General features: G+C 48.1%; 27 protein-coding genes and 2 pseudogenes. 10 read left to right on the top strand and 19 right to left on the bottom strand.

Going from position 1 to position 23,539, the window contains the following annotated elements; all coding sequences use genetic code 11:
* Nucleotides 1-68: 68 nt before the first annotated feature.
* Both pdxA and larC read right to left on the bottom strand, forming a co-directional pair.
* Nucleotides 69-1,100: a 4-hydroxythreonine-4-phosphate dehydrogenase PdxA gene (pdxA, locus tag ACWHX8_RS00220; protein ID WP_447969966.1), complete on the bottom strand. Its 1,032-nt coding sequence runs from the start codon at nucleotides 1,098-1,100 to the stop codon at nucleotides 69-71.
* Between the two features lie 64 nt (nucleotides 1,101-1,164).
* Complete coding sequence (gene larC / locus ACWHX8_RS00225) at nucleotides 1,165-2,382, bottom strand: nickel pincer cofactor biosynthesis protein LarC (RefSeq protein ID WP_447969967.1); 1,218 nt, start codon at nucleotides 2,380-2,382, stop codon at nucleotides 1,165-1,167.
* A 271-nt stretch (nucleotides 2,383-2,653) separates the two neighbouring features.
* On the opposite strand from larC, the gene ACWHX8_RS00230 reads away from it, so the two are divergent.
* Nucleotides 2,654-3,400, top strand: coding sequence for a hypothetical protein (locus tag ACWHX8_RS00230; RefSeq protein ID WP_447969968.1), 747 nt, complete (start codon nucleotides 2,654-2,656; stop codon nucleotides 3,398-3,400).
* On the opposite strand, the gene larB is transcribed toward ACWHX8_RS00230, so the two are convergent.
* The gene (gene larB, locus ACWHX8_RS00235; protein WP_447971939.1) at nucleotides 3,381-4,130 is read right to left on the bottom strand and encodes a nickel pincer cofactor biosynthesis protein LarB; all 750 of its coding nucleotides are present in this window, start codon (nucleotides 4,128-4,130) and stop codon (nucleotides 3,381-3,383) included. The two genes, ACWHX8_RS00230 and larB, sit on opposite strands and share 20 nt — an antisense overlap.
* A gap of 33 nt (nucleotides 4,131-4,163) precedes the next feature.
* Complete coding sequence (locus tag ACWHX8_RS00240) at nucleotides 4,164-5,198, bottom strand: NAD(P)H-dependent glycerol-3-phosphate dehydrogenase (protein ID WP_447969969.1); 1,035 nt, start codon at nucleotides 5,196-5,198, stop codon at nucleotides 4,164-4,166.
* Nucleotides 5,199-5,245: 47 nt separating this feature from the next.
* Here ACWHX8_RS00240 and ACWHX8_RS00245 point away from each other — a divergent pair, with 47 nt between their 5' ends.
* Complete coding sequence (locus ACWHX8_RS00245; protein WP_447969970.1) at nucleotides 5,246-5,590, top strand: zinc ribbon domain-containing protein; 345 nt, start codon at nucleotides 5,246-5,248, stop codon at nucleotides 5,588-5,590.
* 75 nt (nucleotides 5,591-5,665) lie between these two features.
* On the opposite strand, the gene ACWHX8_RS00250 is transcribed toward ACWHX8_RS00245, so the two are convergent.
* From ACWHX8_RS00250 to ACWHX8_RS00270, 5 genes are all read right to left on the bottom strand, one after another.
* The gene (locus ACWHX8_RS00250; RefSeq protein WP_447969971.1) at nucleotides 5,666-6,649 is read right to left on the bottom strand and encodes a hypothetical protein; all 984 of its coding nucleotides are present in this window, start codon (nucleotides 6,647-6,649) and stop codon (nucleotides 5,666-5,668) included.
* Nucleotides 6,650-6,714: 65 nt separating this feature from the next.
* Nucleotides 6,715-7,620: a peptidoglycan-binding domain-containing protein gene (locus ACWHX8_RS00255; protein ID WP_447969972.1), complete on the bottom strand. Its 906-nt coding sequence runs from the start codon at nucleotides 7,618-7,620 to the stop codon at nucleotides 6,715-6,717.
* A 510-nt stretch (nucleotides 7,621-8,130) separates the two neighbouring features.
* Nucleotides 8,131-8,361: a hypothetical protein gene (locus ACWHX8_RS00260; RefSeq protein WP_447969973.1), complete on the bottom strand. Its 231-nt coding sequence runs from the start codon at nucleotides 8,359-8,361 to the stop codon at nucleotides 8,131-8,133.
* 414 nt (nucleotides 8,362-8,775) lie between these two features.
* The gene (locus ACWHX8_RS00265; protein ID WP_447969974.1) at nucleotides 8,776-9,837 is read right to left on the bottom strand and encodes a DUF2914 domain-containing protein; all 1,062 of its coding nucleotides are present in this window, start codon (nucleotides 9,835-9,837) and stop codon (nucleotides 8,776-8,778) included.
* A gap of 130 nt (nucleotides 9,838-9,967) precedes the next feature.
* On the bottom strand, nucleotides 9,968-10,843 hold the full coding sequence (locus ACWHX8_RS00270) for a peptidase MA family metallohydrolase (RefSeq protein ID WP_447969975.1): 876 nt from the start codon (nucleotides 10,841-10,843) through the stop codon (nucleotides 9,968-9,970).
* Nucleotides 10,844-10,927: 84 nt separating this feature from the next.
* Here ACWHX8_RS00270 and ACWHX8_RS00275 point away from each other — a divergent pair, with 84 nt between their 5' ends.
* Complete coding sequence (locus ACWHX8_RS00275) at nucleotides 10,928-11,374, top strand: methyltransferase family protein (RefSeq protein ID WP_447969976.1); 447 nt, start codon at nucleotides 10,928-10,930, stop codon at nucleotides 11,372-11,374.
* A gap of 35 nt (nucleotides 11,375-11,409) precedes the next feature.
* On the opposite strand, the gene ACWHX8_RS00280 is transcribed toward ACWHX8_RS00275, so the two are convergent.
* Together ACWHX8_RS00280 and ACWHX8_RS00285 are read right to left on the bottom strand one after the other, a co-directional pair.
* A complete protein-coding gene (locus ACWHX8_RS00280; RefSeq protein ID WP_447969977.1) occupies nucleotides 11,410-13,017 on the bottom strand; it encodes a bifunctional aminoglycoside phosphotransferase/ATP-binding protein in 1,608 nt (535 codons plus the stop codon).
* A 35-nt stretch (nucleotides 13,018-13,052) separates the two neighbouring features.
* Nucleotides 13,053-13,901 (bottom strand): uroporphyrinogen-III synthase, encoded by an 849-nt coding sequence (locus tag ACWHX8_RS00285; RefSeq protein ID WP_447969978.1) that lies wholly within the window; start codon nucleotides 13,899-13,901, stop codon nucleotides 13,053-13,055.
* 239 nt (nucleotides 13,902-14,140) lie between these two features.
* Between ACWHX8_RS00285 and ACWHX8_RS00290 the strand changes: the two are divergent.
* The 3 genes and pseudogenes from ACWHX8_RS00290 to ACWHX8_RS00300 all read left to right on the top strand — a co-directional run bounded on the left by ACWHX8_RS00290 (nucleotide 14,141) and on the right by ACWHX8_RS00300 (nucleotide 16,216).
* Nucleotides 14,141-14,435 (top strand): annotated as a pseudogene (locus ACWHX8_RS00290) (type II toxin-antitoxin system RelE/ParE family toxin).
* A 51-nt stretch (nucleotides 14,436-14,486) separates the two neighbouring features.
* Nucleotides 14,487-14,804, top strand: coding sequence for a HigA family addiction module antitoxin (locus ACWHX8_RS00295; RefSeq protein ID WP_447969979.1), 318 nt, complete (start codon nucleotides 14,487-14,489; stop codon nucleotides 14,802-14,804).
* Between the two features lie 182 nt (nucleotides 14,805-14,986).
* Nucleotides 14,987-16,216 (top strand): RtcB family protein, encoded by a 1,230-nt coding sequence (locus ACWHX8_RS00300; RefSeq protein ID WP_447969980.1) that lies wholly within the window; start codon nucleotides 14,987-14,989, stop codon nucleotides 16,214-16,216.
* Between the two features lie 321 nt (nucleotides 16,217-16,537).
* Here ACWHX8_RS00300 and ACWHX8_RS00305 read toward each other — a convergent pair whose 3' ends face one another.
* The 6 genes and pseudogenes from ACWHX8_RS00305 to ACWHX8_RS00330 form a co-directional block, all read right to left on the bottom strand.
* A complete protein-coding gene (locus ACWHX8_RS00305; RefSeq protein WP_447969981.1) occupies nucleotides 16,538-16,831 on the bottom strand; it encodes a HigA family addiction module antitoxin in 294 nt (97 codons plus the stop codon).
* An 18-nt stretch (nucleotides 16,832-16,849) separates the two neighbouring features.
* Nucleotides 16,850-17,098: pseudogene (locus ACWHX8_RS00310) on the bottom strand (type II toxin-antitoxin system RelE/ParE family toxin); the annotation flags it as partial.
* A gap of 154 nt (nucleotides 17,099-17,252) precedes the next feature.
* On the bottom strand, nucleotides 17,253-17,615 hold the full coding sequence (locus ACWHX8_RS00315; RefSeq protein WP_447969982.1) for a cupredoxin domain-containing protein: 363 nt from the start codon (nucleotides 17,613-17,615) through the stop codon (nucleotides 17,253-17,255).
* Between the two features lie 48 nt (nucleotides 17,616-17,663).
* Nucleotides 17,664-17,879 carry a GDCCVxC domain-containing (seleno)protein gene (locus ACWHX8_RS00320; RefSeq protein WP_447969983.1) on the bottom strand — a complete coding sequence of 72 codons (216 nt, stop codon included), beginning with the start codon at nucleotides 17,877-17,879 and terminating at the stop codon, nucleotides 17,664-17,666.
* A complete protein-coding gene (gene merP / locus ACWHX8_RS00325; protein WP_447969984.1) occupies nucleotides 17,869-18,174 on the bottom strand; it encodes a mercury resistance system periplasmic binding protein MerP in 306 nt (101 codons plus the stop codon). The genes ACWHX8_RS00320 and merP overlap by 11 nt, the downstream gene beginning before the upstream one ends.
* An 11-nt stretch (nucleotides 18,175-18,185) precedes the next feature.
* A complete protein-coding gene (locus tag ACWHX8_RS00330) occupies nucleotides 18,186-18,530 on the bottom strand; it encodes a mercuric transporter MerT family protein (RefSeq protein WP_447969985.1) in 345 nt (114 codons plus the stop codon).
* Between the two features lie 78 nt (nucleotides 18,531-18,608).
* Here ACWHX8_RS00330 and ACWHX8_RS00335 point away from each other — a divergent pair, with 78 nt between their 5' ends.
* Together ACWHX8_RS00335 and ACWHX8_RS00340 are read left to right on the top strand one after the other, a co-directional pair.
* Complete coding sequence (locus tag ACWHX8_RS00335; protein ID WP_447969986.1) at nucleotides 18,609-19,010, top strand: MerR family transcriptional regulator; 402 nt, start codon at nucleotides 18,609-18,611, stop codon at nucleotides 19,008-19,010.
* Complete coding sequence (locus tag ACWHX8_RS00340) at nucleotides 19,007-19,339, top strand: YnfA family protein (protein ID WP_447969987.1); 333 nt, start codon at nucleotides 19,007-19,009, stop codon at nucleotides 19,337-19,339. Before ACWHX8_RS00335 ends, ACWHX8_RS00340 begins: the two co-directional genes overlap by 4 nt.
* A gap of 471 nt (nucleotides 19,340-19,810) precedes the next feature.
* Here ACWHX8_RS00340 and ACWHX8_RS00345 read toward each other — a convergent pair whose 3' ends face one another.
* Both ACWHX8_RS00345 and ACWHX8_RS00350 read right to left on the bottom strand, forming a co-directional pair.
* The gene (locus ACWHX8_RS00345) at nucleotides 19,811-20,209 is read right to left on the bottom strand and encodes a hypothetical protein (protein WP_447969988.1); all 399 of its coding nucleotides are present in this window, start codon (nucleotides 20,207-20,209) and stop codon (nucleotides 19,811-19,813) included.
* Nucleotides 20,210-20,264: 55 nt separating this feature from the next.
* Nucleotides 20,265-21,119 (bottom strand): formylglycine-generating enzyme family protein, encoded by an 855-nt coding sequence (locus ACWHX8_RS00350; RefSeq protein WP_447969989.1) that lies wholly within the window; start codon nucleotides 21,117-21,119, stop codon nucleotides 20,265-20,267.
* Nucleotides 21,120-21,309: 190 nt separating this feature from the next.
* On the opposite strand from ACWHX8_RS00350, the gene ACWHX8_RS00355 reads away from it, so the two are divergent.
* The gene (locus tag ACWHX8_RS00355; RefSeq protein ID WP_447969990.1) at nucleotides 21,310-21,723 is read left to right on the top strand and encodes a VOC family protein; all 414 of its coding nucleotides are present in this window, start codon (nucleotides 21,310-21,312) and stop codon (nucleotides 21,721-21,723) included.
* A gap of 120 nt (nucleotides 21,724-21,843) precedes the next feature.
* Complete coding sequence (locus ACWHX8_RS00360; RefSeq protein ID WP_447969991.1) at nucleotides 21,844-23,469, top strand: MBL fold metallo-hydrolase; 1,626 nt, start codon at nucleotides 21,844-21,846, stop codon at nucleotides 23,467-23,469.
* Nucleotides 23,470-23,539 lie beyond the last annotated feature (70 nt).

The raw sequence follows: 23,539 nt of genomic DNA on the forward strand, positions 1-23,539 counted from the left end.
TTTTTGTGGTGATTACGATTCATTAGAGGGTACGAGACATGAAGAAACATAAGAAAGAGTCTTTGTAATCAGCGCGTGTCAGTCGAAAGTTGTGCTGCTAATTCAATGGCTTCGATCAGGCTCGTAGCGTCAGCCTTGCCTTTTCCGACAATGTCGTAGGCGGTTCCATGGTCGACCGACGTGCGAATGAATGGAAGCCCAACGGTGATATTGACGCAATGGCCAAAGGCGACAGTTTTTAGCGCAACAAGCCCTTGATCATGATACATGGCCACCACCCCGTCAAATTCTCCACGAACCGCTTTTCCAAAGAGCGTGTCGGCAGGGTAAGGTCCTGTACAGCGAATCCCAGACTTACGTGCACGTGCTATGGCAGGGGTGATAGCCTGCTGTTCCTCATCACCAAACAGGCCGTTTTCTCCTGCATGAGGATTCAAGCCGGCAACCCCGATGCGTGGCCGTGTCATGCGAAACAATCCACGAAGTCCAGAGTCGGCTAATCGAATGGCACGTAAAACATTGCTGGTCGTGATTGCTTGAGAAAGATTTCGAATGGCCACATGTGTTGTGACAAACATTATTTTAAGGGGTCCGCCGAGAATCATCATGCCGGACTCTCTTGTTCTGGTCAGAGCTGCTAACATTTCTGTATGCCCGGGATAAAGGTGGCCGGCAAGGTGAATGGCCTTTTTGTTAATAGGCGCGGTTACAATGCCGTCAACACCACCAGTTTGCGCTAAATGGACGGCCTTTTGAATATACTGTACCGAAGCATCTCCAGGTATGGCGCTGGCCTGGCCTTTACGAAATCGGCCTAACGGCTTCTCAAGCGGGTCGAGCACTGGGAGAAGACCTCGACGAAAGATGTTCTGTCCGTTCTGGGAAGGGTATTCCGGAGCCACGACAACTTTCGTGGGAATGTGAAGGGCCTGAGCCGTTCGTTCCAGAAGCGCGGGTGAACCTATGACAAGAGGCCTACACCATTTCCATATTCTCGGGTGTGCGAATGTTTTGACGATGATTTCTGGACCTATGCCGGCTGGGTCACCCATCGTAATGGCTAGTGTCGGTCGACGTGTCGTATTGGAAGCCGTTTTCATAGTCTCTGGTTGCAATCTGCTGTCTTTTGATGCGTGGCGAGATCGTCTAAGAGGCCCAGGGTGTTTATGTGGTGCGTGAAGTCCTTCGTAATTTCTGTTTCGTGTGCGGTGTATTGTGAAATATTTGGAGGGCTTGTTCAATGATTTCTCGAACGGGTTTTCCCGTTTTTGTGGCAAGACGCTGACAGTCTCGATACTCAGGCTTCACTTTTTGTTGACCATTTCCTAGATCGGCAATCTTAATCTGGACAGCGCCTTCGGGGAATTGAACCGTCTCAATCTTTCGTGGCAGGACGGATCGGCTGATCTCGTTCATTCGCACACCGAGAGTCGTGGTTTCTTGAAAGAGGGTGCGGATTACGTCATCACAAATGCTTTTTGGTGCTAATGCCATGAGTATGATTCCAGGGCGGCTGCGTTTCATGATGACTGGCGTTAGCGTCACGTCTAAAGCTCCGACCTTGAAGAGCTGGTCCATGACAAATTCATACGCTTGCGGATTGAGATCATCAATTGTCGTTTGGATTTCAATGATGGGTTCTGTGTCTTGCTGATCTTGAGCCTGACGAGAGCTTAGAAACACGCGAAGAACATTTGCCCAGTTCGGTGGCTCTGCCGTGCCAGCTCCATACCCGATACACTGTGGATTCATAGGGGGAAGCGTCCGAAAATCCTGAGTGAGTGTAGTTAGAAGCGCCATTCCCGTCGGAGTGGTAAGTTCAAGAGCCGGTCCCGATGCAAAAACTGGAATGCCTAACGCAAGTTGAGCAACAGCCGGTCCAGGAACGGGCAAGACCCCATGCGCTGTTTGAATCGTACCAGAGCCAACATTGATAGAAGAAGCTGACACTGAGGTGATGTCGAGATAGTGAAGGCCAAGTAAGGTTCCAACAATATCAACAAGTGAATCAACAACACCGACTTCGTGGAAGTGTACCTTGGCTTGCGGGACTCCATGGACTGTCCCTTCGGCCTCGGCCAAGCGTTGGAAGACGTCTCTGGAGCGTTGTTTAACTCTTGGAGGAAGTGGACTTTGGCTCAGGATGCGTCGAATCCTGGGTAGCGACAGCGGTTTGGCGAACCCTTCACGAATGAGGACGTCAACTTTGGTCGCATGTACGGTTCCACGATGGACTTTCTTGGCTTTGAGCTGATACCCGCCGGTAGTCAGTTGTTGTAGACCTTTTTTGAGGGCGGTAAACGGAACCCCGGCATCGACCAATGCGCCGAGGCACATATCGCCGCTGATACCAGAGAAACAGTCAAAATGAAGATGAGGCACGATTATCCTTCACACAAAGTAGGGAATATCGCCCATCTTAACAGATAGGCATGGGTTCATACATTCTTGTGAGCCAAACAGGCGTTCAATTTGACTGATGAGAAGAGCTGTGGTATTCGACCACTATAGCGAAACCAAATAACTTTCAGCCGAATTTACATCATGTACACAGCGCAAAAACACACGTCGTACAGATGGAAGTAAATTGGAACGGCTATAGAGCAGGAAAATTTAAATTATCCCCATGTGCCGAAGAGGTTGAGCATTGAATATGGTCGAAAATCAAAGGCGGCGGATCGTTCAAATCAGCCTGTATGTTTTTGGAATAGTCTATGTTGTCGGATTGTTGTTTGGAACTATCGCCGAAGCGAAAAAAAGACGTGCGACTTCTGGAGGGTTTCACATTGCTCAAGTCACGACCTCGCCGTCCCCCTATGAGGCGGGAAATGGAGAGCTAACATTTTCTGCGATCGTGAACGTTCCAAGAAACTTACGGGGTCTCTCTATTCTGGAAGTCTCAACACTCATTACGTCTCCGACTCAACGATCCATGCGATTTCTCACGCAACGAGTGCCATTAGGGTCAAAAGCCCCGGCACAAAAGGGTCCGAAAATATCTACGAAGTTTGTGTGGGATGGCAAAGATCAATCACACGCCTTGGTTGAGCCGGGAACGTATCGGTATGAAGTCCGAGCGAAACTCATGGGCGAAAAAGGGGCGCGCATAGAGACCAGAATGGTCTCACGACGTTCCCGTGGATCTGTCGAAGTCATTAAATATCACGCTCCTCCTCCACCCGTGGTTCTTGAGGATCGTCAGAATCCTTCAGAGATTGGACCTGATGATTCGTCGGTTAGTGAAGAAGATTCTTCCCAGGAAGAAGCGGGCGAGGCGGTCGTTGATGAGATCGAAATGTTACAGGATGAGTCAACAAGCCACCCTCTGCCAGAACCAGGAGAGCCAGGAGTGGAAATTATTGAGGAAGAGGATCTGTTGGTCATTCCCCAAGAAGGTTAATGCGATGAGCCAGGCATGCCGCTCCAAATCCATTGTCAATATTCATGACGCCCACCCCGCTTGAACAGGCATTCAACATTGTAAGCAGTGCGGCGAGTCCGCCAAAGCTCGCGCCATAACCCTGGCTCGTCGGAACGGCAATGGTTGGCCGGTCCACAAGCCCCCCGATGACACTTGGGAGGACCCCATCCATTCCTGCCACCACAATTAACACTCGTGCCTGATGTAGTATTTTTTGCCGATCTAAAAGGCGGTGGAGCCCTGCGACTCCAACATCGAATAACGTTTGGACGCGATTACCCATGACTTCTGCCGTGATTCGGGCTTCTTCGGCTACGGGAATATCCGACGTGCCTGCGGTGACAATCACAATATTTCCGCGTCGAGGTTGCTTAGAGGGTTGCACCGACACAATTCTGGCTACTTTATGATAGGTCGCTTTCGGAATCGCACGAGTTAAAGCCCTCCCCATCTCTGGTTGAACACGAGTCGCGAGGAGTGAGCTGCCTTGCTTGAGCAATTTTCGCGCAATGGCGGTAACTTGAGCCTTCGTCTTCCCTTCACAAAAAATAACCTCCGGAAAGCCTTGTCGTACCGAGCGATGGTGATCGATTGAGGCGAATCCAATATCTTCATAGGGTAAGGTGCGTAATTGTTGAAGGGCATCCTTGACTGATACAGACTCGGATCGGACTTGTTCAAGCAGTTGTTGAAGGTGATCGGTATCCATCATTTGGCCTTGTTGTGTTTGGTGGTGGTGCGTTCATGAGTCGAGTCCTCGGTCCGTTTCAACTGTTGCTGCACGATTCATGAGATTGGCGACTGCTTGACGAGGGTCCATGTGTGCAAACAAGACTTGATACACCCCATCAACAATTGGCATTTCAATGTTGTGCCGCTGGGCTAAGCCTGCGGCTGCACGAGTGGTGCGAATGCCTTCTGCTACGGTTGATGTGTGCGAAAGAATGTCATCTAGAGGTAATCCTTGTCCGAGTTTTAATCCAACCGTATAGTTTCTGCTTAATGACCCCGTGCAGGTCAACACAAGATCCCCTAGTCCGGATAGTCCATATAACGTGGAGACGTCTGCACCCATGGCGGTGCCTAGGCGAATCATCTCGGCGAGGCCTCGGGTAATCAATGCCGCTCTGGTATTGAATCCCAATTCCAAACCATCCACAATACCAGAGGCGATGGCCATGACGTTTTTTACCGCGCCCCCAATTTGTGCGCCAATCATGTCATGTCCAGCGTACACTCGAAACTGCGATGTCAAAAATACCTGTTGAAGTTGCGTCACCAGGTCGGCTGTATGTCCAGCCAAAAGAATGGTTGTAGGTTTTTCCTGGCAGACTTCGCGCGCAAAACTTGGCCCAGAAAGAATCGTCACGAAGGTATGCCAGGGTTGAGGAAGCACAGCTTCAACGATATTAGACATGAGGTGGAGGGAGTGTTCCTCAATACCTTTTGTGGCAATCGTAATAGGCAGGGGCGTGGTCATATGAGGGCGAAGTTGCTCAAGAATCGTATGCATGGCATGGGAGGGAACCGCTAACAAAAGAAGGTCCGTCTCGTGAACCGCTTCGGCAAGCGATCCTGTGGCGGATAATGAATCAGGCAAAAGAAAGTCCGGAAGATACAAGGCGTTACGTTGCGTCGTCTGAATCGATTCTGCCACTTCCTGTTCATGAGCCCAAAGACGAACGGTAAACCCCTTGCGAGCTAACAGACGGGCTAATGCCGTTCCCCATGACCCGGCACCGATTACGGAAATGGTCTTAAAAGGTTGAGCAATCATTATGTATACTGTTTACCTAAAACCTCTCCATTCTTCAAGGATAGTATATGAATGACCGACAGAAATGTTCTTCTTGTGGTTTGGGAATTTCCAGTGGTGCGCGTCACTGTATGAAATGTGGAACACAAGTGGAAGCCCAACAGCAGCACGCGCGAGCCGGAGAATCTTTAAACATCCGTATTTTGTATATCATGGTTGGATTATTGGTCCTTGCCGTACTTTTTCCTCCCTGGGAGGCTGCACCTGAAGAGTCTCCGCAATTTTTGGGAATGGCCTTTATTCTTTCTCCCCCTCGTGAAGGAGCAATCGTTAGCCGGATGTTGCAAACCATCCAACTTGTCACGATTGCGGTAGGGGGAATGTATGCTTCTTGGTTATTTCGATCCAAATAACCGTTACCCACGTATTTCTCTCAATTGACTGGTGAGTATGGTGAATGGGGTTTTTTGCCTCAGGACGTCCCCCGCCTACGAGTCTGTATTGTGCAAACATTCCTCAATCGCTGTCATCGTTGGAGATTGAGGTTGTTCGTCTGGCTCCTCATTTTCAAGATATGTAACCATTTGCTGGAGGTCGGCTGAGCCGATGGTGTTGTCATAATAAGAGGACGCGGGAGTCGTTTGGGCATACATAGGGTCGTCGGTAACGATATACACATCATGAAAAAGAATCGATTCAATAATATATTCTCTTGGTGACGAAGCATGGCCTGTGTAAGCAGGGTCCTCCAGACGGGCTGGTGCATTAGTTTTCATATGCAAAGACGGTCCGAGTTTTCCGGTCGCTGCGGGGATATTGGGAATGATATGGCAGCCAGCGCATGCATGTTGGAGGAACAATTGTTTGGTTGAGTCTTTGGTAAGTGGTGTTATGGGTGAATCTCGGTTGATGTAGCTCCACTCTTCTGATGAAAGAAGCTTTTGGTAGGTCGCGCGAATGAGAGGTGATGAAGGCGGCTGATTGTCTTCGTGGACATACATCCACGTATCAATGGCCACAAGTTCGTCAAGCGTGAGGTTGATTGGGGGAAGATGGGCTTTGGGCATGGGCGATTCGCAGTCTCGACTCCCTTTCAAGCCCCATCCCGCTACGATATAACAATTCGGGCAGACATGGGATTCAGCCAGATATTCTATCGCGGTTGACTTTGTTCGCTTCCGAGTCGTGATTCCCCACAAATTTGGGCCACGTTTACTCGTGTGTTTAGGGTGAAACGCATGACAAACCGGGCACTGGGCTTTTCCAACATGACCGGCTTCGCCGCTTTTCCCGAGAGCGCCGAATATGAGAAATTCCCCCTCATTCGCTAACTGCTGAGTCGTGGCATGAACGTTGGCCGTCATCCCCTCCGCTGATAGCCCTTGTGATTCAGTGAAATAGGCCCATTTCTCACAGCCTGAGGCAGTTCCAGCAAAAAAGATGACGACCAACCACGCGTTACGCAATTTCATCGCGAAGCATAGTATTCATACGATTCTATTGGGGTTGTGTGGAAAGGAAAATTCGGTGAACCTGGTTATTCCTTTATTCGCAAAATCTTTTGTATTTCCTGTGCTTTGCGCTGCTGCAGGTCGACGAACACATCTGGTCCGTTGATGAGGCGGTACTGCACGTCTTCAGTTGTGACATCCGCGCAAATTCCCGTGCCTTCTTGGTACGCCGAAAATCGTGTCACCGTATTACTTCGACGATGTATCCGCAAGATGCTGATAGTGCAGGCTTCCCCGTCATAGGGTTCACTTACCAACTGATCATCGTCCCATTCCTTGATCGCATAGACGTGGGTGGCCACATCTAACATCGGTGCATGTTCGACAAGTAACACGGCAGTCGATTCTATGCATTGTTTCTGCTCTCGAAAGCAGTACAACTTTGATGTTTGCACGGCATCGGCCGTTGGACCTGCTTCACTGGCCCACGTCCCCTCTACCTCAATCGCTTTTTCCCACTGATCACCATGGAAGGAATACTTGGGGAGATAGGGTAAGGGGCGATCAAGCACTTTGTTGTCATCGGTGAGATGTGTGAGTGTTTGATAGTCGAGGTCTCCCGTCGCTGGCAAGCCAGCATGGGCTTGATATTCCTTCAGCGCGGCTTTGGTCTGTTCGTCAAATGTTCCAGTGTAGGGTCCAGCTCCATATCCAAATCGGCCCAGGAAAATCTGCACTCCCATAGTCAGAACCCGAAATTCCTTTGGATTTCCCTTGATCATATCAAGTTCTTGCTGTCCTCGTTGGGCTTTACGTGACAATGTTGCCGCCGCGTTGTTGGAATCTTGCCCGCTCATGTCCATCGGCTTCTGAGCATCATCTGAGCTTTTGGTTTGTATGGGTTTTTCACTCTCCATTACATCATCATGTGCATGATGGTCCTGTTCTGCCAAAGCTGGAGTGATCAACGTGAATGAAAGACATACTGTCATGAACCATGTTCGTACCATTGTGACAAAGGCCTCCTTGTGAGAAGAAACGTTATCGAGATGTGATGAAACGGCTTCCATCATCACAAGCGAGACTCTGGGGAGTCAAGAGAGATTGGGAAAGACTAGGAAATGTCGAAATGTATGTCGTGCAATCGCATAAGAGGATCTTCGATGGCGTGGGAAATGGCCTTGTAGCGTGGATGGGACATGTGAGAAGTGAAAGTTTGTTAAGCGGAGAAAAGGTTGACTCGTGGATTATGGGAAAAAGAAGGATGTTCGGTGGTAGTCGTGAAAAGTCGTGAAGAATAATGGGTCGATTGCGTATGAAGACTCGAATATCCTCTTGGCGGTGTCCTTCTTACGATATTCTTACGCTACATTTCTTGTCTATCATCCTTCATTCGGCCTATCTCGGTTAGATGTCACGATGTTGTAGACATCGGAGTCAAAAAAAACGTCGGGTGGAGCAATTCACCCCACCCGACGTTTAGAGAAACCCACAAAGGAAGACTACTTCTTTTTAGTCGTGGTCTTTCTTTTGGTTGTGGTTTTCTTCTTGGCAGCTGGCTTTTTCTTAGCCACAGGTTTCTTAGCTGCCGGTTTCTTCTTGGCAGCTGGCTTTTTCTTAGCCACAGGTTTCTTAGCTGCCGGTTTCTTCTTAGCAGCTGGCTTTTTCTTAGCCACAGGTTTCTTAGCTGCCGGTTTCTTCTTGGCTGGCGCCTTTTTCTTAGCTGTTGCCAACGCTCTCACCCCCTTTCTAGTCTGGAACCATTCGTAGATGGCTCCCACCGTTCACATGTTTCAATGAACGGGTTAAATCTATATTCACCTTCGCGATAGTGTTCTCGCTCGGTCATCACTGCTGTTTCTTCGGTTATCTTTTTTGAAAGATAAAGAAATCATCAAATATTTTTTGGGAAAGTTATCGTGTGAGGAGTGTGTCTGAAGAAGTAAATAATATTTTTCATGACATTGTTAAATATATACTACAACGTTCGAATGCATTTTGCCAGAAAAAAATTCATTTTTTTCTTGACAGCGAAAATTTCTTTGTAAGAGAAAAATGATGCAAGAGATGCATCGACAGAAAAAAATTTTACGAGAAGAGAAAAAAGAAGGAGTTCATTACGAAATGAATGATGTGCAAAACCATGATCAAAAGGTAATCGTGCGTGTCTCTCGCAATGCTTGCGACATGCGAGTTGCAAGAAAATGTACTCGTCCAATGATTCGTCCGTCTTCGGTTTCTACATCTACTCGCCATTCTCCGGGATCAAGTCGTTGCTTGACGGTGTAGCTGCGATACCCGCGTTCACGGCCCCCTGAAATAGAAATGGGAATGCGATCTGTAGTTGAAAAATCATCTTCCGTGTTGACTTGTCGATGTTGCCAATGATGATACACGGTGGTTTTCAAGGTAACGGGCGCAAAGACGCTGGTAAAACAATAGACGGGCAGTTCAGTGGAAACCTCGTCATCTGATTGTTTCAAGACGTCGTACCATGCGCCGTCTTGAAATGTGAGGTGATACTCATCTTGGGATTTTTCAACATGCTGATAGGCGCCGCCAAATTTGAGAGAAAGTGGAACTGGCGGGATCCAATTCAAAAAGTAGAACCCACTTAAACTCACGATTAAGCCCAACGCGGGGAAAAAAGTTAAAATTGGTTCCCATGATGAACGAAGTGCAAGACCTTCAAAGATGAGTTTGACGATTTTCCAAATCACTAGGGCACTCAGGACCGCCCCGAGAAGAAAGATCCATATATTCATCAAGCCCGTGAGGACTGGAAGAAAGAATGTAAAAAAACTGAAGACGACCATGGCATAGAGCGAAACAAGCAGTTTGATGCTTGAAAGGCGATGCCGAAACCATTCGTTTGCAATCAGCAGCAATATGATGACGGCTAAAAACAGAGACGATGTCGTGAGCGACGAACTTTGGAAGTAAAAAATGGTATAGGCGCTAAAGAGTCCTCCGAGGAGAAATTGGAGGACTTTCGTTAGATGAGGGCGAGCCCATTGGATGCAATGCAGCGCACTCCAGCCAGTTTCTTGAGCCGGTGGGGGAATCATGCCGAATTGGAGTCGGCCCGTCAGTACGACTAGGGTGCCGAGGAGACTCAAGTATAAAAGTAATACGAGGTTATCGAAGAGGCGATCGATACGACTCAGGGTCAATGTGTCATAGGTGACCCCCGCCAGGAAAAACACCATGGGAGCGAAAGGGTTTGTCAGATGAGTATGAAGATGATTGAGAGGGGTCCGTACGATAGGCTCGATACTTGAAATGACGTGAGATTTTAGGGAGGTTCCCAGCAAGGCGTGCCTACCGTTCCAAGAGATGTCACTGTTCTTCCTCTTTCCACTCTTGTTGTATTGCCTCGGCACGCTGACGTTGTTTCTTAAATACATAGAGAGCCAATCCAAAGATTCCAAACCATATGGCGATTGAACTCGTGACGACGGGCACCCAATTTGCCAAGAACGTTTGTTCATCCCAGAAGTCGGCTTGGACCTGTTCAAGCGTATGGGCTGTTGTGTGAGTAAACGCGTCTTGAAAAGACAGACCGAGTTGTACCGACGCGAGTAATTGCTTGGGCCATGCATCTCCGAATCGCTGAATGCCATAACGAACCAGGGCATGTGAGAGAACATACGCGTGATGGGCAGCACTCCGGTCTTGATGAAACTGTTGCTCCAGTTCGAGCAACGTCGTCGGGTGTCCCATGACCATGGCCCATACGAGTCTGGCTCGATCTTCAATGTCCCATGACCGTTCCGCAACCATTGCCAGTCCTTCGTCGAACCAGCGAGGAACCGATTGATCACCTGCAGCATGTCCGATCACGATATGGGCAATCTCGTGAACGAAGACGCTTTCCAAAGAATCGTAGGGATAACCCATCACGCGTTCCGGAAGTATGACAATGAGGTCTTGCTGGGGAAGCGCGTATCCTGAAACCCATGTTGGCACGTGTCGTGCCCACTCGGATTGTTCGGGTGCGACAACCACTCGAATGGGTTTTCTGAGATGATCGATTCCTGTAAGGTTCATGATGGAATGCACACGAGCCGGATCGATGTGTTGTAAGCGAGTTGTAATGTGGGACAGGGTTGGGGGACCTTCAATAATGAAGCGTGGTGGTTCGGCCCCCTGGACGAGTAGAGGCAGGGTGAAAAGCAGTAAGATGGTAGAGAAAGTGTTGAAACAGTGTTTCATGTGTCACGGCCACAGGAAGATCAGCGTTCGTGTCTATCGAGATTGGATGTTCGCGGAAAAATTTGTATGGCCCCTTAAACGATCATGAATCAGTTGCTTTTCAGTAAATCGACGCTGCTTGTCGGCGTTCAGTTCGTCTGTATTGGGATTATTGTACTGACAGGACCCATTATTGTCTCAACCGGATGGCTGTTGGCTCTTGAGATTGCTGGATTCGTTGTTGGTTTGTGGGCATTTCAGGCAATGACCGTGAAAAACCTTCATGTCTTCCCCGAGGTCCATGAACGGAGTGTTTTAGTCACCCATGGGCCCTATCGCTTTATCCGGCACCCGATGTATACGGCGCTGCTGCTCTGTACCTTTGCGATGATCTTGAATGAGTTTTCTATGCTGAGGTTGATTGTCTGGTTGGGTCTCGGGATCGACTTGATTGCGAAGCTCACGTATGAAGAAACGTTGTTAGTACAACACTTTCAAGAATATTCAGACTATCAACGTCAAACGGCCCGTCTCGTTCCGTTTATCTTTTAACAAATTCTTAAGAAGAGGTTTGCTTGCTCGAATGTCTACGACGACTTCCGAGCGCTTGGCGTCTCTCGTTTTTCCCGAATCACGCTCAAGACCTCATTCAGATGATTGGGATGTGTGGTTTCTACGTTCACCGCATACGACTGTTCGGTGGGAGCGAATGGTTCATCGTGCAATAACTGTTGCTCTAAGACAGCACAATCCGCTTCCGATGCATCATGTCCTTTGTGTAGTCGTTCCTCGATACGTTGCCGGAGTATGGCTTCGGGGGCACGAATATCAAGAATGAAAAAAGGAACATGTATTTCTTTCGCCAATGCGGCAAAAGGCGCTCGATAGGTCTGTTTTAAGAATGTCGCATCCACAATGACGGAATACCCGGATTCTAGGGCGGAGCGAGCAAGCATTTCTAGTTGAGCGTAGGTCGATTGCGTTGAAGCTTCGGAATACACGCTATCGGTTTGCTGGGCGTCGGTTCTTGTTGATTGGGAAAGCCCTAAAAGGCGTTTTCGCTCAATATCGGAACGGATTCGTATAGCGCTGAGGGATTCGAGTAGTGCTTGTGAGACGGTGGTTTTACCTGACCCTGAAAGGCCGTGCGTGATAATGAGGACGGGATGAGGTCGTGTGGTGAATGATTCTGCCAGTGTGAGATATTTCTTGAGTTCTTCCGCAAGTTTGGCACTTTCCGTGGTCTCTTCTTCCTCTTGCGTCAGCCGAATGCTTATGACTTTTGCTCGAACCATGGCCCGGTAGGTCAGGTAATACTGAAAGGTGCGCAATCCCTCATAGTCGCCTGTTTGTTCTAAATAGGTATTCACTAATCTCCATGCGAGCCCAAAAGCGCCTCGATCGATCAAGTCCATCACCACGAACGCGATTTCACTTATGACATCGATCCATCGAAATTCTTCATTAAATTCAATGCAATCGAAGATGACGATTTTGTTGTCGACAAGAGCGATGTTCCCGAGATGGAGATCTCCATGACATTCACGAATACATCCTCTGGATTTTCTGTTCTTGAAATGTTCCAGGCATCGGGAGTGTTCTGCCTCGGTCCACTGCTTCAATTGTTTCACGTCTTGTGTAGAAATAACGTTGCTGGGAGTCGTGGATAAGTGTTCGAAATTGCTCATGACGGGACGACGCAGCAGATTTGGTGCCCCGAACGTTGAAGAAGAGTCTGCCACCGTCGTGTGTGCATGAAATCTCGCAATGCTTTTGGCTAATTCATCAATGTGTGAAGAAGTAACGTTACCCTCTAGAATTTGTTGAGAAAGAAGAGCATTCGGAGGAAACTGTTTCATTTTGACGGCATATTCTATTGGCTCTCCGGATCCACCAAGGGCTGGAGATTCTGGTGTGCCAGAGATCGAGACCAGGCCAAGATAAAAGTCTGGCGCTAGTCGTCGATTAAGCCGGAGTTCTTCTTCGCAAAAAAAGCGTCGTTGTTCGAGCGTGGAAAAGTCGAGGAAGCCTAAGTTGACGGGTTTTTTGAATTTGTATGCGTACGGGCCCGTCAGGAGTACCCATGAAATATGGGTTTCGAGCAATTCAAATTGTGAAATGTCGTGATCATACAGGGCGGGGTTCTGGAGCGATTGAAGTAGCGTATCGAGAGGAAGAGTGTTTGAGGGGTTCATGAAGAAAACAATCGCATAGAAGGTGAGAGCAAGTCTTAGTTCCCACGTTTTTGACGTAATAATTCGTGAATGTGCTCACTCGTTTCTTTTACGAAGATACCCATTTTCGAATGACTCGGCTCCAAGTCAATGGGCAAGTCATACTGTTTGAGCCGTTCACTCGTAATTTGTCCGATTGAAGCGACGAGGACGTTTTTTAGTGCCAATCGAAATTCATCGACTTCCCGGGTTTCTTCTAGGATTTTCATCACATGTTCAATTTGCACGGCATTGGTAACAAGTATCGCATCAACGTGGCCTTCGATAACGTTCTTCAATAATCGACGAAGGGGTTCGATGTCTTCTGGTAAGGCCCATCGATAGACCGGGACCGGTGTGACATTTGCGCCTGATTCTCGTAAGGCGTCCAAGAGTTCTTCATTACTTACCCCATATTCCTGAACGGCGATACGAAGCCCTTTCATGCTGTCCGGCTTCAAAGTCTTGATGGCTTCCAACACATCTCTCCAGGTATTGGGTTCAGGAACAACAATTGTGGGAACGACATGGTTCTCTTTTAATGCCAGCACAGATTTTGGTCCTCTGGTCACCAGGATGGTTTTGCCAAGGGCTTCTTGGATCGATTCCAATGAAAACTTTGTTTGGAGTACGTGAATGAGGCTTCTTGTCCCGACTCCGGTGAGAAAGATCATCATGTCGTACTGTGCATTGAGAAGATGTTCTCCGAATGCGAGCGCCGCAGGGTTTTCTTCGAGAGGGATTTCCTGCATAGACGGCGCAACTAATGATTTTCCGCCATGACGTTCGATCAACCGCGACATTTCGGCGGCCATCCGACTTTCAAATGCCGCAATCGTCAGTCCGTTGAATCCTGGATTAGCCATAACTTATGCCTAAATCTTAAAACGTAGCCTCAATTACTACATGGAAAAGAAATGGATCTAACTTTATATTCTACAGAGAAATAATAAAGGTTAGTGGGTTAGATAACAATGAGTCTTCGACAAAATAGACTTCTGGCCATTTATTCTTTAATTGTTAAGGGTAGCTAACTATGCTAGTTTGCCATGTATAACGTTATGCGTTATAATTTTTAGTAGTTATATATGGTTAAGGTATTCATATGATCAAGTCATTCCATCGACAAGGTACCGAAGATATTTTCAATCGGGTCAATTCTAAAGAAGCCAGAAGAACTTGCCCGGAAAGAATCTGGCGTGTGGCTCGACGAAAACTCGATCAACTTAACGCTGTGGTCACTTTACGTTCGTTAACTATTCCACCGGGCAACGAACTTGAACAACTGAAAGGAAATAGAGCCGACCAACATAGATATGAGAATTAATGACCAATTTCGTATTTGTTTCATTTGGACTGATGAAGGTCCAGCTAATGTTGAGATTACGGACTATCATTAGAATTGCGCATTAACTTCTTCAGCCACTATTTGTTAGAAAGGAATGAAAAATATGGTTCGCATTCCAACACATGGACCGCCAACGCATCCAGGGGACATCTTACTTGAGGATTTCCTCAAGCCTTTAGGGATAGCCCAAATAGAATTAGCCAAGAAAATTGGGGTCTCCTATCCGCGTGTTAATGAATTAATTCACGGTAAACGGGGAGTGACGCCTGATACGGCGCTTCGACTTGAGCGGCTATTCGGAATGGAAGCACAATTTTGGCTCAACTTACAATTGGCGTGGGACCTCTATCACGCAAGCCATTCCCCAGCGGCAAAGGCTATTCGGAAGATAAAACCAATTCAGGCTCTCACGGCTGGCTAATACTGGAAAAGTGTTGTTCCTGAAAAGAGGGAATTATCACATGTTAGAGAAGTGACCTAGAATGAAATGAGACATAAGCAAGGAAACCGAAGATGAAATTTTTACAATTAACCCAAAATAAGACCGTTAGCCAATGACCAGCTAGACTCATCAAAAGAAAACGTGATAGCAGAGTTTGATAAGTGAGCAATCGATCCTACAACATCATTGAGACCGAGACTGGCGTTCTGATTAAGGCGTGGACGAAGGGTGTGCCCCTCGAGCCCGAAGCCGAGCAACAACTTCGAAATGTCGCGTCCCTTCCGTTTATTCATAAGTGGATTGCCGCGATGCCTGATGTACATTGGGGGATGGGTGCGACAATTGGCAGTGTGATTCCTACGAAGAAAGCGATTATTCCCGCAGCGGTGGGTGTCGATATTGGGTGCGGCATGATGGCGGTGCAGACGACCTTGAATGCCCGACAATTACCGGACAATCTCAAATCAATTCGAGCGACGATTGAGAAGACGGTTCCCCATGGCCGTACGAATCATGGAAAGAGGGGCGACCGAGGGGCTTGGCATGATATTCCCACACATCATTTGACAGAATGGGAAAGACTCCGCCCTGCCTATGATCAAATCCGAGGGAAGCACCGATCGTTGGACCGTGGGAATGACGTCAATCATTTAGGCACGCTTGGAACCGGGAATCACTTTATTGAAGTCTGTTTAGATACGGATGATGCCGTATGGTTTATGCTCCATAGTGGTTCACGAGGCGTAGGGAATCGGATTGGCAATTATTTTATCGAATTGGCCAAAAAGGACATGAGAAAGCATCTTGCAAATCTTCCCGATAAAAATCTTGCCTATTTTCCCGAAGGCGCAGACCATTTTGACGATTATGTTCAAGCGGTCCATTGGGCACAAGACTTTGCTCTGACGAATCGCAGACTCATGATGGAGAACCTTATTCGGGCTATTAAAAAAACGGGTGAACTTCCCGAGTTTCATGAAACACAAGAAGTGGTGAATTGCCATCATAACTATGTAGCCGTCGAGCATCACTATGGCGAAGATGTCTTTGTGACGCGTAAAGGAGCGGTCCGAGCGAGAAAAGGAGATATGGGCATCATCCCAGGAAGCATGGGGACTCAATCGTTTATCGTCCGTGGCTTAGGCAATGAAGAAAGCTTCCAGAGTTGTAGTCATGGGGCTGGCCGAGCCATGTCTCGGACTGAAGCGAAACGCCGATTCACCATTGCCGATCATGAAAAGGCCACGGCAGGTGTCGAGTGTCGTAAAGATGCTGACGTCATCGACGAGACTCCGCAAGCGTATAAACGCATCACTGATGTGATGAACGCTCAACGAGATTTAGTTGAGATTGCCTATACCCTTCGGCAAGTGGTCTGTGTGAAGGGATAGATGAATCTCATTCACATGCGAGGCCAGATAACTGTAAATGGTCAAAACACCGACATTCAAATCTACAGCTCTCAAATAAGGTACACCCTATTTGAGAGTGTTATTTCACCAATTTTGATTTGCGGGTGCGCTTACGGACACGCGGTTTTTGATCGAGCGGTGTTGATGCTGCCATGTTGAATTTATGACTAAAAACTTCCCGTCGTAGCGCCGGGGGGGGGATTGTGGCTGGCTTAAAATGGTTGAGAGCTTCCATACGGAAAGTATGGACCCGCAAATCAGCATAGCCAAAGCCTTAATCTTTTCTTGTCCACAAAAGGATTAAACCGGAAGTGGTTCTACTTCTGGAAAGCGCTTCACTTTGATCGTTTTGGCCATCTGCTCGACATGGGCCAAATCATAGGCCATTTGCATGCGCATCCAATGTTCAACACTAGAACCAAAAGCCTTAGACACTCGGACGGCCATTTCCGGCGAGAGTGAGGTTTGTTCGTTGGTCACTCGAGACAAGGTTTGCCGCGTCACGCCGAGGCGTTTTGCAGCCTCGGTAATACTGAGGCCCGAGGAGTCAACAGAATGCTTAATTATCTTGCCCGGATGTACGGGGTTTTTCATCGCCATAATCTTTTCTCCTCAATGGTAGTCGATTAAATCCACGTCAAAGGCGTTGCCGTCTTCAAATTGAAAAATCAAACGGTGATTTCTCGACATGACCACACTGTAAAACCCGCGCAGGTTGCCAGTAAGCCGATGAAAGCCAAAGCCTGTAATATCGAGTTCCTGAACCGTTTCAGCGGTGTCCAAGATCAACAGATACATATCCGCTTTGTCGGCAATATCCGTGCGCAAGCCGCTCCGATCGCCTTTTTCGTACAGCCGTTTTAAGCCACGGTGCTAAAAATTCTCAATCATTACTTAACGTAACACGTAACGTGACATGTTACAATAACTTTTTGTGGTGGGATTAAGTGATTGAAACGCTTAGCAAAAGATGGGATGATTTGTCGTAATCTACATTATCACTCAACCAGCCTCATTACTTGTTACGGTCTCGTATTATGATGATTCCCCGCATGATCGGATGGAGACGGCAGGAATACGGATACGTACCAGCTTGATTAAGAGATAGAGTAAAACTCTCACCGGGCGCGATCGCACCAGAGTCAAACATACAGACCTTTTCGTTTAGGCATTCATCGTGGGTGATGGTGTGGACAGTGGCCGTCTTGTTATCCCACTGAACTGGTGACTCAGAAGAAACGCTTGCCAATACAGGGGAATAATACGGGGCCGGTTGTTCCATGGTAATGTGATAGGGTCTCGGACCTTCTGCTAACCCAGTCGTCCCAGAAAGAACGATCCCGCACAGAACCACGGTCGTCGTTGAACTCCATTGCATGCCTTTTCTCTTCAAAAAAAAGGCCTCAAATTGCTCATTCCCATGTTCTCAGTTTGGTGCCTGCTGAATGGGCGGACATGGCACATTCCCATAGGAGCAGAACACGCAACAATCCCCGGTCTTAGGGCGAAGGGTCGTCTGACATCCTTGGCACTCATACACCACCTGACAGGAATCAACGGGCATCGTTTCAGTTTTTTTAAACGCACACTTCGGGCATGTAATGGTTGACTCTCGGAAAAGGTCACGGGTGTCAGTACTCATCAAATCGATCCTCCTGAGCGACTGTTGAAGGAAACCCGGCATTGGTTGTCGCTGCTATCAACGTGTGCACATCCGTTTTTTCATCATCGAAGGTCACGACTGCGGAGCTGGTGTAAAAAGAGACTTCTGCTTCCTGAACGCCGTCAATTGCTTGTAATGCCTTTCGCACAGTTACCGGACACAAGGAACACGTCATATTTTCCACGGAAAGGGTGATCGTTTGTTCTTGAGCCACCGCGTTTCCGGCCACGGTCAGAAGTCCAAAGATCATTAGGACACTCCATAATCGTTTCATTGCTTCGTCCTTCACAAAAATAATGGCCCAATCCGCTCTACACTCAATGCTGTCACAATGAGGACGGTGGCGACCCACAACGCCACCTTAACAGCTTTGTCTGACCGAGCCGCGCCGCAAGAGGGGCTTTCCTCGCAGGAGGCCTTGGGCTGCCCGTAGACCTTCCAAAATCCGGCAGCCAAAAAACCAAGGCTGGTTATAAGAAAAACAGGTTGATACGGAGCCAACGCCGTTAAATGGCTAATCCATGCGCCACTGATGCCAAGGAAGAGCAAGACCAAGGGCGCAATGCAACACGTCGAAGCAAGAACGGCTCCAATTAGGCCGCCGGTGGCGTATATCCCTTTTCCTTTCATTCTCATTTCCTCCCGTTCTATATTTATGATAAAACCTGTAGTCACTACAGGTGCAAGAGGTTTTTTCAGGGGGCCTAAATGATGTTAATCGGAACTCTTTCAAACGAAACTGGCGTTCATATTGAAACTATTCGGTATTACGAGCGGATTGGTCTCTTACCGAAACCATCACGTTCCGAAGGGGGACACCGCCTCTATACAAGGGATCAAGTGAATCTGTTGATGTTTATTCGGCGAAGCCGCGAATTAGGGTTTTCTCTTGATGAAATTCGCACCCTACTGCGGCTGGTTGATGGAAAACGCTATACGTGCCAACAGGTCAAGAAGATTACCGACAATCACTTAGGCGAGGTGAAAAGGAAAATTGTTGACTTACGGAAGCTTCAAAAAACTCTCGGTGAGATTTCTTCTCATTGCGAAGGGGGATTAGTACCGGATTGCCCTATTATTGATGCACTCTTTGAGGAGAAGCGCCAATGAACACAGTTGTTTTATACCTTGGAGCAGCAATAGCAGAAATTGGGGGATGTTTTGCATTTTGGATGTGGCTTCGATTAGGTCGGTCTCCTTGGTGGGGTACAGTCGGGATCGTGAGCCTGGTGATCTTTGGAGTCTTATTAACACGATCCGACGCAATCTTTGCAGGACGGACATATGCCGCATATGGAGGGGTGTACATCGCGGCCTCTCTTTTATGGCTCTGGGCTGTTGAAAGAGTGGCCCCCGATCTTTGGGATACCATAGGAGCTGGAATTTGTCTTGCTGGAGCCGCTCTAATTCTTTGGGGTCCACGAACGGTACTTCAGTAAAAAAATTGCGGCTTTTCCGATGACTGATTATTTATCGAGTAGGTAGGTGACATTGCTATCACCTACCCCTCTCAGAACCGGACATACAAGTTGCCCCGTATCCGGCTCAAGCCTTTCCAAGACTGTTTCTTAGTCCGGCCACGACCGACCTACGACCCACAAAGTACCGATTCCATTCTGAATCGTAGGGATTGGCGTCAGCTTTCACCTTGAAGGAGAGCGAGAAAAACTGGTGCATGGCCTCTGCCCGACTGGAAAGAAAATGGCGTAAGACTGATTTTTTGAGGAATGAGATGCTTAAGGATTCTGTGGTGATCGACGAGACTCCGCAAGCGTATAAACCCATCACACAGATGTGATGAATGCTCAACGAGATTTTGTCGAAATTGTCTACACTCTTCGCCAGGTGGGTGCGTGAAAGGTAAACCGGGATATCTTTGGGAAACAAATGGAAAGCTTTGGTAGAAAAGATTACTTGAATCTCGATTCTATGTGTTCAATGCGTGATGTGAGAGTTGAAACCGTATCTTCGAGATTATGAATGCGTCGGTCAAGGTCGGCATAGGAAAATTTGATCATGGCCCCTAGTTCGCGTTCCACTTCGTTCACGCGTTCGAGAAAGCGAACCTCAATTCGATTTTGCCCATCCAACAGAACTTGATGTCCTTCGGCAATTTGCTGAATATCACTCCGTAACCCTTCAGCTACCACTTCAAAATGTCGACGGTTTTCAACGGCTTTAACATCAATGTGCTGTTGTATATGTTCGAACTTGGAATCAATGGCATCGAATTTCGTGTCGATCTTATCAAACTTTGTATCGAGCGCCTCAAACTTCTCTGTCAGAAATTTTCGTGTTTCCTTATCCATAACTGGCGTTCTACCACAAGTCAAAGGGGAAAACAACGACTTGTACGGTTGCTACTTACCCCCTACCTTCCGCGGTCTTTTCCGCATCCTTCGCACAGCGAAACCCTGTGGAATGGTTCCGGTCCAGCGGCTTGCTTTTGATTCGGGTAAAGACACGGGCTTGTGGGGTTTCGCCTTGCCAGCCTGAGCTTCTAAGGACTTTAAAGCCACCCGTGTGAGGGCCTTGCGGGTTTCGCTCCGGGCTTTTCGCATAATATCCTGCGTCATACCAGTCTGCGACCCATTCCCAGACATTGCCGGCCATGTCATATGCTCCGTACGGACTCTTGCCGGCTTCATAAATGCCGACCGGTACGAGCGTTGTTTCTCCCCGCCACGTCGTCTGATTATAGTTCAGGTGTTTATCCGTGGGTTCGATATCTCCCCAGGGGAACCGCCATTCATTGGGGCCTTTGGCGGCTTTTTCCCATTCCGCTTCGGTTGGAAGCCGTTTGCCAGCCCACTCGCAATAGGCCTTTGCATCGTACCAATCGACGTTGATGACTGGAAGGTCGATAATGGACTCCGGCATCGTGTTCCCTTGCCAGAGATTTTTCGTGGAATCTGTCGGATGGTGAGGGGATCGGTGTCTGGTCTCAGTCACAAACTGCAAATACTGGCCATTCGTGACTTCATATGTATCGATATAAAATGTATCAAGAAACACATCGTGATTCGGTCGTTCATCTATACCCCCGTCGCGTGCTCCACTGGGGACGCCCATCGGAAAATGGCCTTCTGAGACCACAACCATCGGGGCGCTATCCTTTCCCGTTATCTCAGTCGAAAGAGGGGCTGCGTTGGCAAGAAGAAGTCCGGCTCCCCAGACCAATAGGGTGAACAGCATCCATGGTACGAATCGATCCTTCATTCTCTCATTCCTCCTATCATTTATCACAAACCGTCTACGTTGTTGATGCAAGAATATCAGGTAACCATACCACAAACACTCCCTGCTAAATGAAGGGGTTGCTCCGGCCACAAGCCCTGGGTATGATGGCCATCCAGTGCATCATGATTGGGTGGACTATCAGCAGTAGGTAAGACCGCGTGAGAGCAGTATGAGTCAATTCGGTATCGTTGGCCTTCGTCATTTAGCCTTGAATGTCAAAGATGTTCAGATGTCGAAAACCTTCTATGAACAGGTTTTTGAGATGAACGTCGTGTGGCAACCCGATCCCGATAATGTATATCTCAGTTCTGGAACCGATAATTTAGCTCTCCACCAAATACCCACGGAGAATCTACCTGCCTTCTCTAATAAGGATGGTCAATTTTTAGACCATTTAGGGTTTTTCATTGATTCGCCAGCCAATGTTGATGCGATGTTCCAGCGGGTGCAAACAGAGGGTGTCCCGATTGTGAAGCCACTCAAACAGCACCGAGATGGCAGTTATTCATTTTATCTGGCTGACCCGGATGGAAATGTCATTCAAGTGCTCTATGAACCAACAGTCAGCAAGCGTGAGACGTAAAACGGGAAACGTGAAACGGATGAAAAAATGTCGCTCGTTGCTCGTGAATTGTCGCTCGTGAAAGAAAGGTTAGAACGTTATTTATAAACGAGATACTAGCGACGAGATACGAGATTACGAATGAGCACCTGGGACATTTATCAAGCTGATCAGTATATCGGCCTTCACCCGTGGGTCTGGGTTCAGCTAGAAAGCTCAGAACCTCCCGGTCCTCTCCCGTTTCTGGGAGGAGTCGACCCTCAGGTTGTAGCAAGCTTGCATCAGGTTCATAGTATTTTATTGAGTTCGGTCGAGACGGCAATCAGTGACATTCTGGCTCATCGTGCGCCGTTGGACGATGCTGCCATATCTCGAAGACTGGAAGATGCCTATGCTGAGGTGGTGGAATCACGTCCTCAATTAAAAGCTCATATACACTGTGGACGACAACCAGATGGCACGTTTCAGTGGAGGTATCCTTCTGATGCAAGCGTATCGGCAAAGATGTCCTATGCCGGCCTTCGTATTTTTAATGCGGTGACACGCAATGCCGTGCCTTTTATGTTCGAACGACCGATCGCCCCGATGATTGGGAAGTTTTTAGGATTTTTAGATGGTACGCGGACGGTCGCGGAGATCCAAGCGGTCGCGACTGCATCAGGTCGAGAGATTGAACGCCATGTGACGAAATTTTTTGAATTATTGCGGGACAGTGATTGCCTGGCTGTCACGTCAACTGCTTCAGTTCGCGAGCAGTGGTTACGGCATACACAAGATCAGGATGTCATTCATCTCGGGCATGCCGCCCTGATGTATCGGCAACGGGATCAGTTTTTTTGGGTGGACCCCTGGCTCATGCCATGGTTTGCCGAATCCCCTACTCCCTCTCTCTGGATGAACCTTCTTCCTCGGCCAGCGGCTATCTTTTTGACTCATGATCATGATGATCACGTTGATCCGCGAACCCTTTTCCACTTGCCGAAAGACGTCCCGATTTTTGTTCCAAGCCGGAAGAACCGGCAGAGCTTGTATTACGATTATGTGTCGTTGCTTCGAGAGCTGGGCTTCACCAATGTACAAGAATTGGCTCATGGTGATACGTGGAAATTTGATGGTGGAGAGGTTGCCTCGGTTCCGTTCTATGGAGAAGACCCCTGCGATTTAGCATTGCCGCGTAACTGTTATGCAATTGCCGATCGTGGGCACAATACGCTGGTTCACGCGGATAGTGGACCAACTAATGCGGGGAAGTCCCCATTGCACGATGGCATCATCACAAATCTTGTACAGCGCTACGGTGCGTTTTCCACCGTTTTGGCTTCTCAACAACAACTGAAAGAAGTCCGAAGCTATACGGCCCATGCCTGCTTGTCTCATCCGGGAACGTGGCTTGACGTCGGTGAAAATGGCTTTCTCACAAATCAATATTTAGCTGATCTGTGCGCAAACGCCCAAGCAAAGTTGTTTGTCTCATACGCTACCGGGGGGGCAGATTGGTACCCAGATCATCTGTCATTTATGTTCAGTCATCGAAATCCCGCCAGAACGGCGTTGATTACCGCACATTGGGATCAACCTGATTCCTTACGTCAGTCGCTAGATCCTATGGGATGTGGATATCATTATGCGCAAGCGCTCGATATCTTTCGTACTGGGAAGAAGGGAGGCGTAGACGTTCTGTCAGCATCCCAATCTTTATCTCCTCTCCAACTATTTCAACACGATCATCCGCTCCCTTCATTTTTACGCCGATCAGCTGACTCGTAAGAGTTTGATGGTATTGAATTCCGATGTTTCTTTGTAACCAATTGATTTAGTTGAAATTGTTCGGCTTGGA

This window comes from Nitrospira sp. M1, from assembly GCF_965152605.1.

Excerpts from the sequence above, each read along its gene's own strand:
- pdxA (WP_447969966.1), bottom strand. The coding sequence starts at position 1,100 with ATGAAAACGGCTTCCAATACGACACGTCGACCGACACTAGCCATTACG.
- ACWHX8_RS00230 (WP_447969968.1), top strand. The coding sequence starts at position 2,654 with ATGGTCGAAAATCAAAGGCGGCGGATCGTTCAAATCAGCCTGTATGTT.
- larB (WP_447971939.1), bottom strand. The coding sequence starts at position 4,130 with ATGGATACCGATCACCTTCAACAACTGCTTGAACAAGTCCGATCCGAG.
- ACWHX8_RS00240 (WP_447969969.1), bottom strand. The coding sequence starts at position 5,198 with ATGATTGCTCAACCTTTTAAGACCATTTCCGTAATCGGTGCCGGGTCA.
- ACWHX8_RS00245 (WP_447969970.1), top strand. The coding sequence starts at position 5,246 with ATGAATGACCGACAGAAATGTTCTTCTTGTGGTTTGGGAATTTCCAGT.
- ACWHX8_RS00250 (WP_447969971.1), bottom strand. The coding sequence starts at position 6,649 with ATGAAATTGCGTAACGCGTGGTTGGTCGTCATCTTTTTTGCTGGAACT.
- ACWHX8_RS00255 (WP_447969972.1), bottom strand. The coding sequence starts at position 7,620 with ATGACAGTATGTCTTTCATTCACGTTGATCACTCCAGCTTTGGCAGAA.
- ACWHX8_RS00265 (WP_447969974.1), bottom strand. The coding sequence starts at position 9,837 with ATGGTGTTTTTCCTGGCGGGGGTCACCTATGACACATTGACCCTGAGT.
- ACWHX8_RS00270 (WP_447969975.1), bottom strand. The coding sequence starts at position 10,843 with ATGAAACACTGTTTCAACACTTTCTCTACCATCTTACTGCTTTTCACC.
- ACWHX8_RS00275 (WP_447969976.1), top strand. The coding sequence starts at position 10,928 with ATGAATCAGTTGCTTTTCAGTAAATCGACGCTGCTTGTCGGCGTTCAG.
- ACWHX8_RS00280 (WP_447969977.1), bottom strand. The coding sequence starts at position 13,017 with ATGAACCCCTCAAACACTCTTCCTCTCGATACGCTACTTCAATCGCTC.
- ACWHX8_RS00285 (WP_447969978.1), bottom strand. The coding sequence starts at position 13,901 with ATGGCTAATCCAGGATTCAACGGACTGACGATTGCGGCATTTGAAAGT.
- ACWHX8_RS00295 (WP_447969979.1), top strand. The coding sequence starts at position 14,487 with ATGGTTCGCATTCCAACACATGGACCGCCAACGCATCCAGGGGACATC.
- ACWHX8_RS00305 (WP_447969981.1), bottom strand. The coding sequence starts at position 16,831 with ATGAAAAACCCCGTACATCCGGGCAAGATAATTAAGCATTCTGTTGAC.
- ACWHX8_RS00315 (WP_447969982.1), bottom strand. The coding sequence starts at position 17,615 with ATGCAATGGAGTTCAACGACGACCGTGGTTCTGTGCGGGATCGTTCTT.
- ACWHX8_RS00320 (WP_447969983.1), bottom strand. The coding sequence starts at position 17,879 with ATGAGTACTGACACCCGTGACCTTTTCCGAGAGTCAACCATTACATGC.
- merP (WP_447969984.1), bottom strand. The coding sequence starts at position 18,174 with ATGAAACGATTATGGAGTGTCCTAATGATCTTTGGACTTCTGACCGTG.
- ACWHX8_RS00330 (WP_447969985.1), bottom strand. The coding sequence starts at position 18,530 with ATGAAAGGAAAAGGGATATACGCCACCGGCGGCCTAATTGGAGCCGTT.
- ACWHX8_RS00335 (WP_447969986.1), top strand. The coding sequence starts at position 18,609 with ATGATGTTAATCGGAACTCTTTCAAACGAAACTGGCGTTCATATTGAA.
- ACWHX8_RS00340 (WP_447969987.1), top strand. The coding sequence starts at position 19,007 with ATGAACACAGTTGTTTTATACCTTGGAGCAGCAATAGCAGAAATTGGG.
- ACWHX8_RS00345 (WP_447969988.1), bottom strand. The coding sequence starts at position 20,209 with ATGGATAAGGAAACACGAAAATTTCTGACAGAGAAGTTTGAGGCGCTC.
- ACWHX8_RS00350 (WP_447969989.1), bottom strand. The coding sequence starts at position 21,119 with ATGAAGGATCGATTCGTACCATGGATGCTGTTCACCCTATTGGTCTGG.
- ACWHX8_RS00355 (WP_447969990.1), top strand. The coding sequence starts at position 21,310 with ATGAGTCAATTCGGTATCGTTGGCCTTCGTCATTTAGCCTTGAATGTC.
- ACWHX8_RS00360 (WP_447969991.1), top strand. The coding sequence starts at position 21,844 with ATGAGCACCTGGGACATTTATCAAGCTGATCAGTATATCGGCCTTCAC.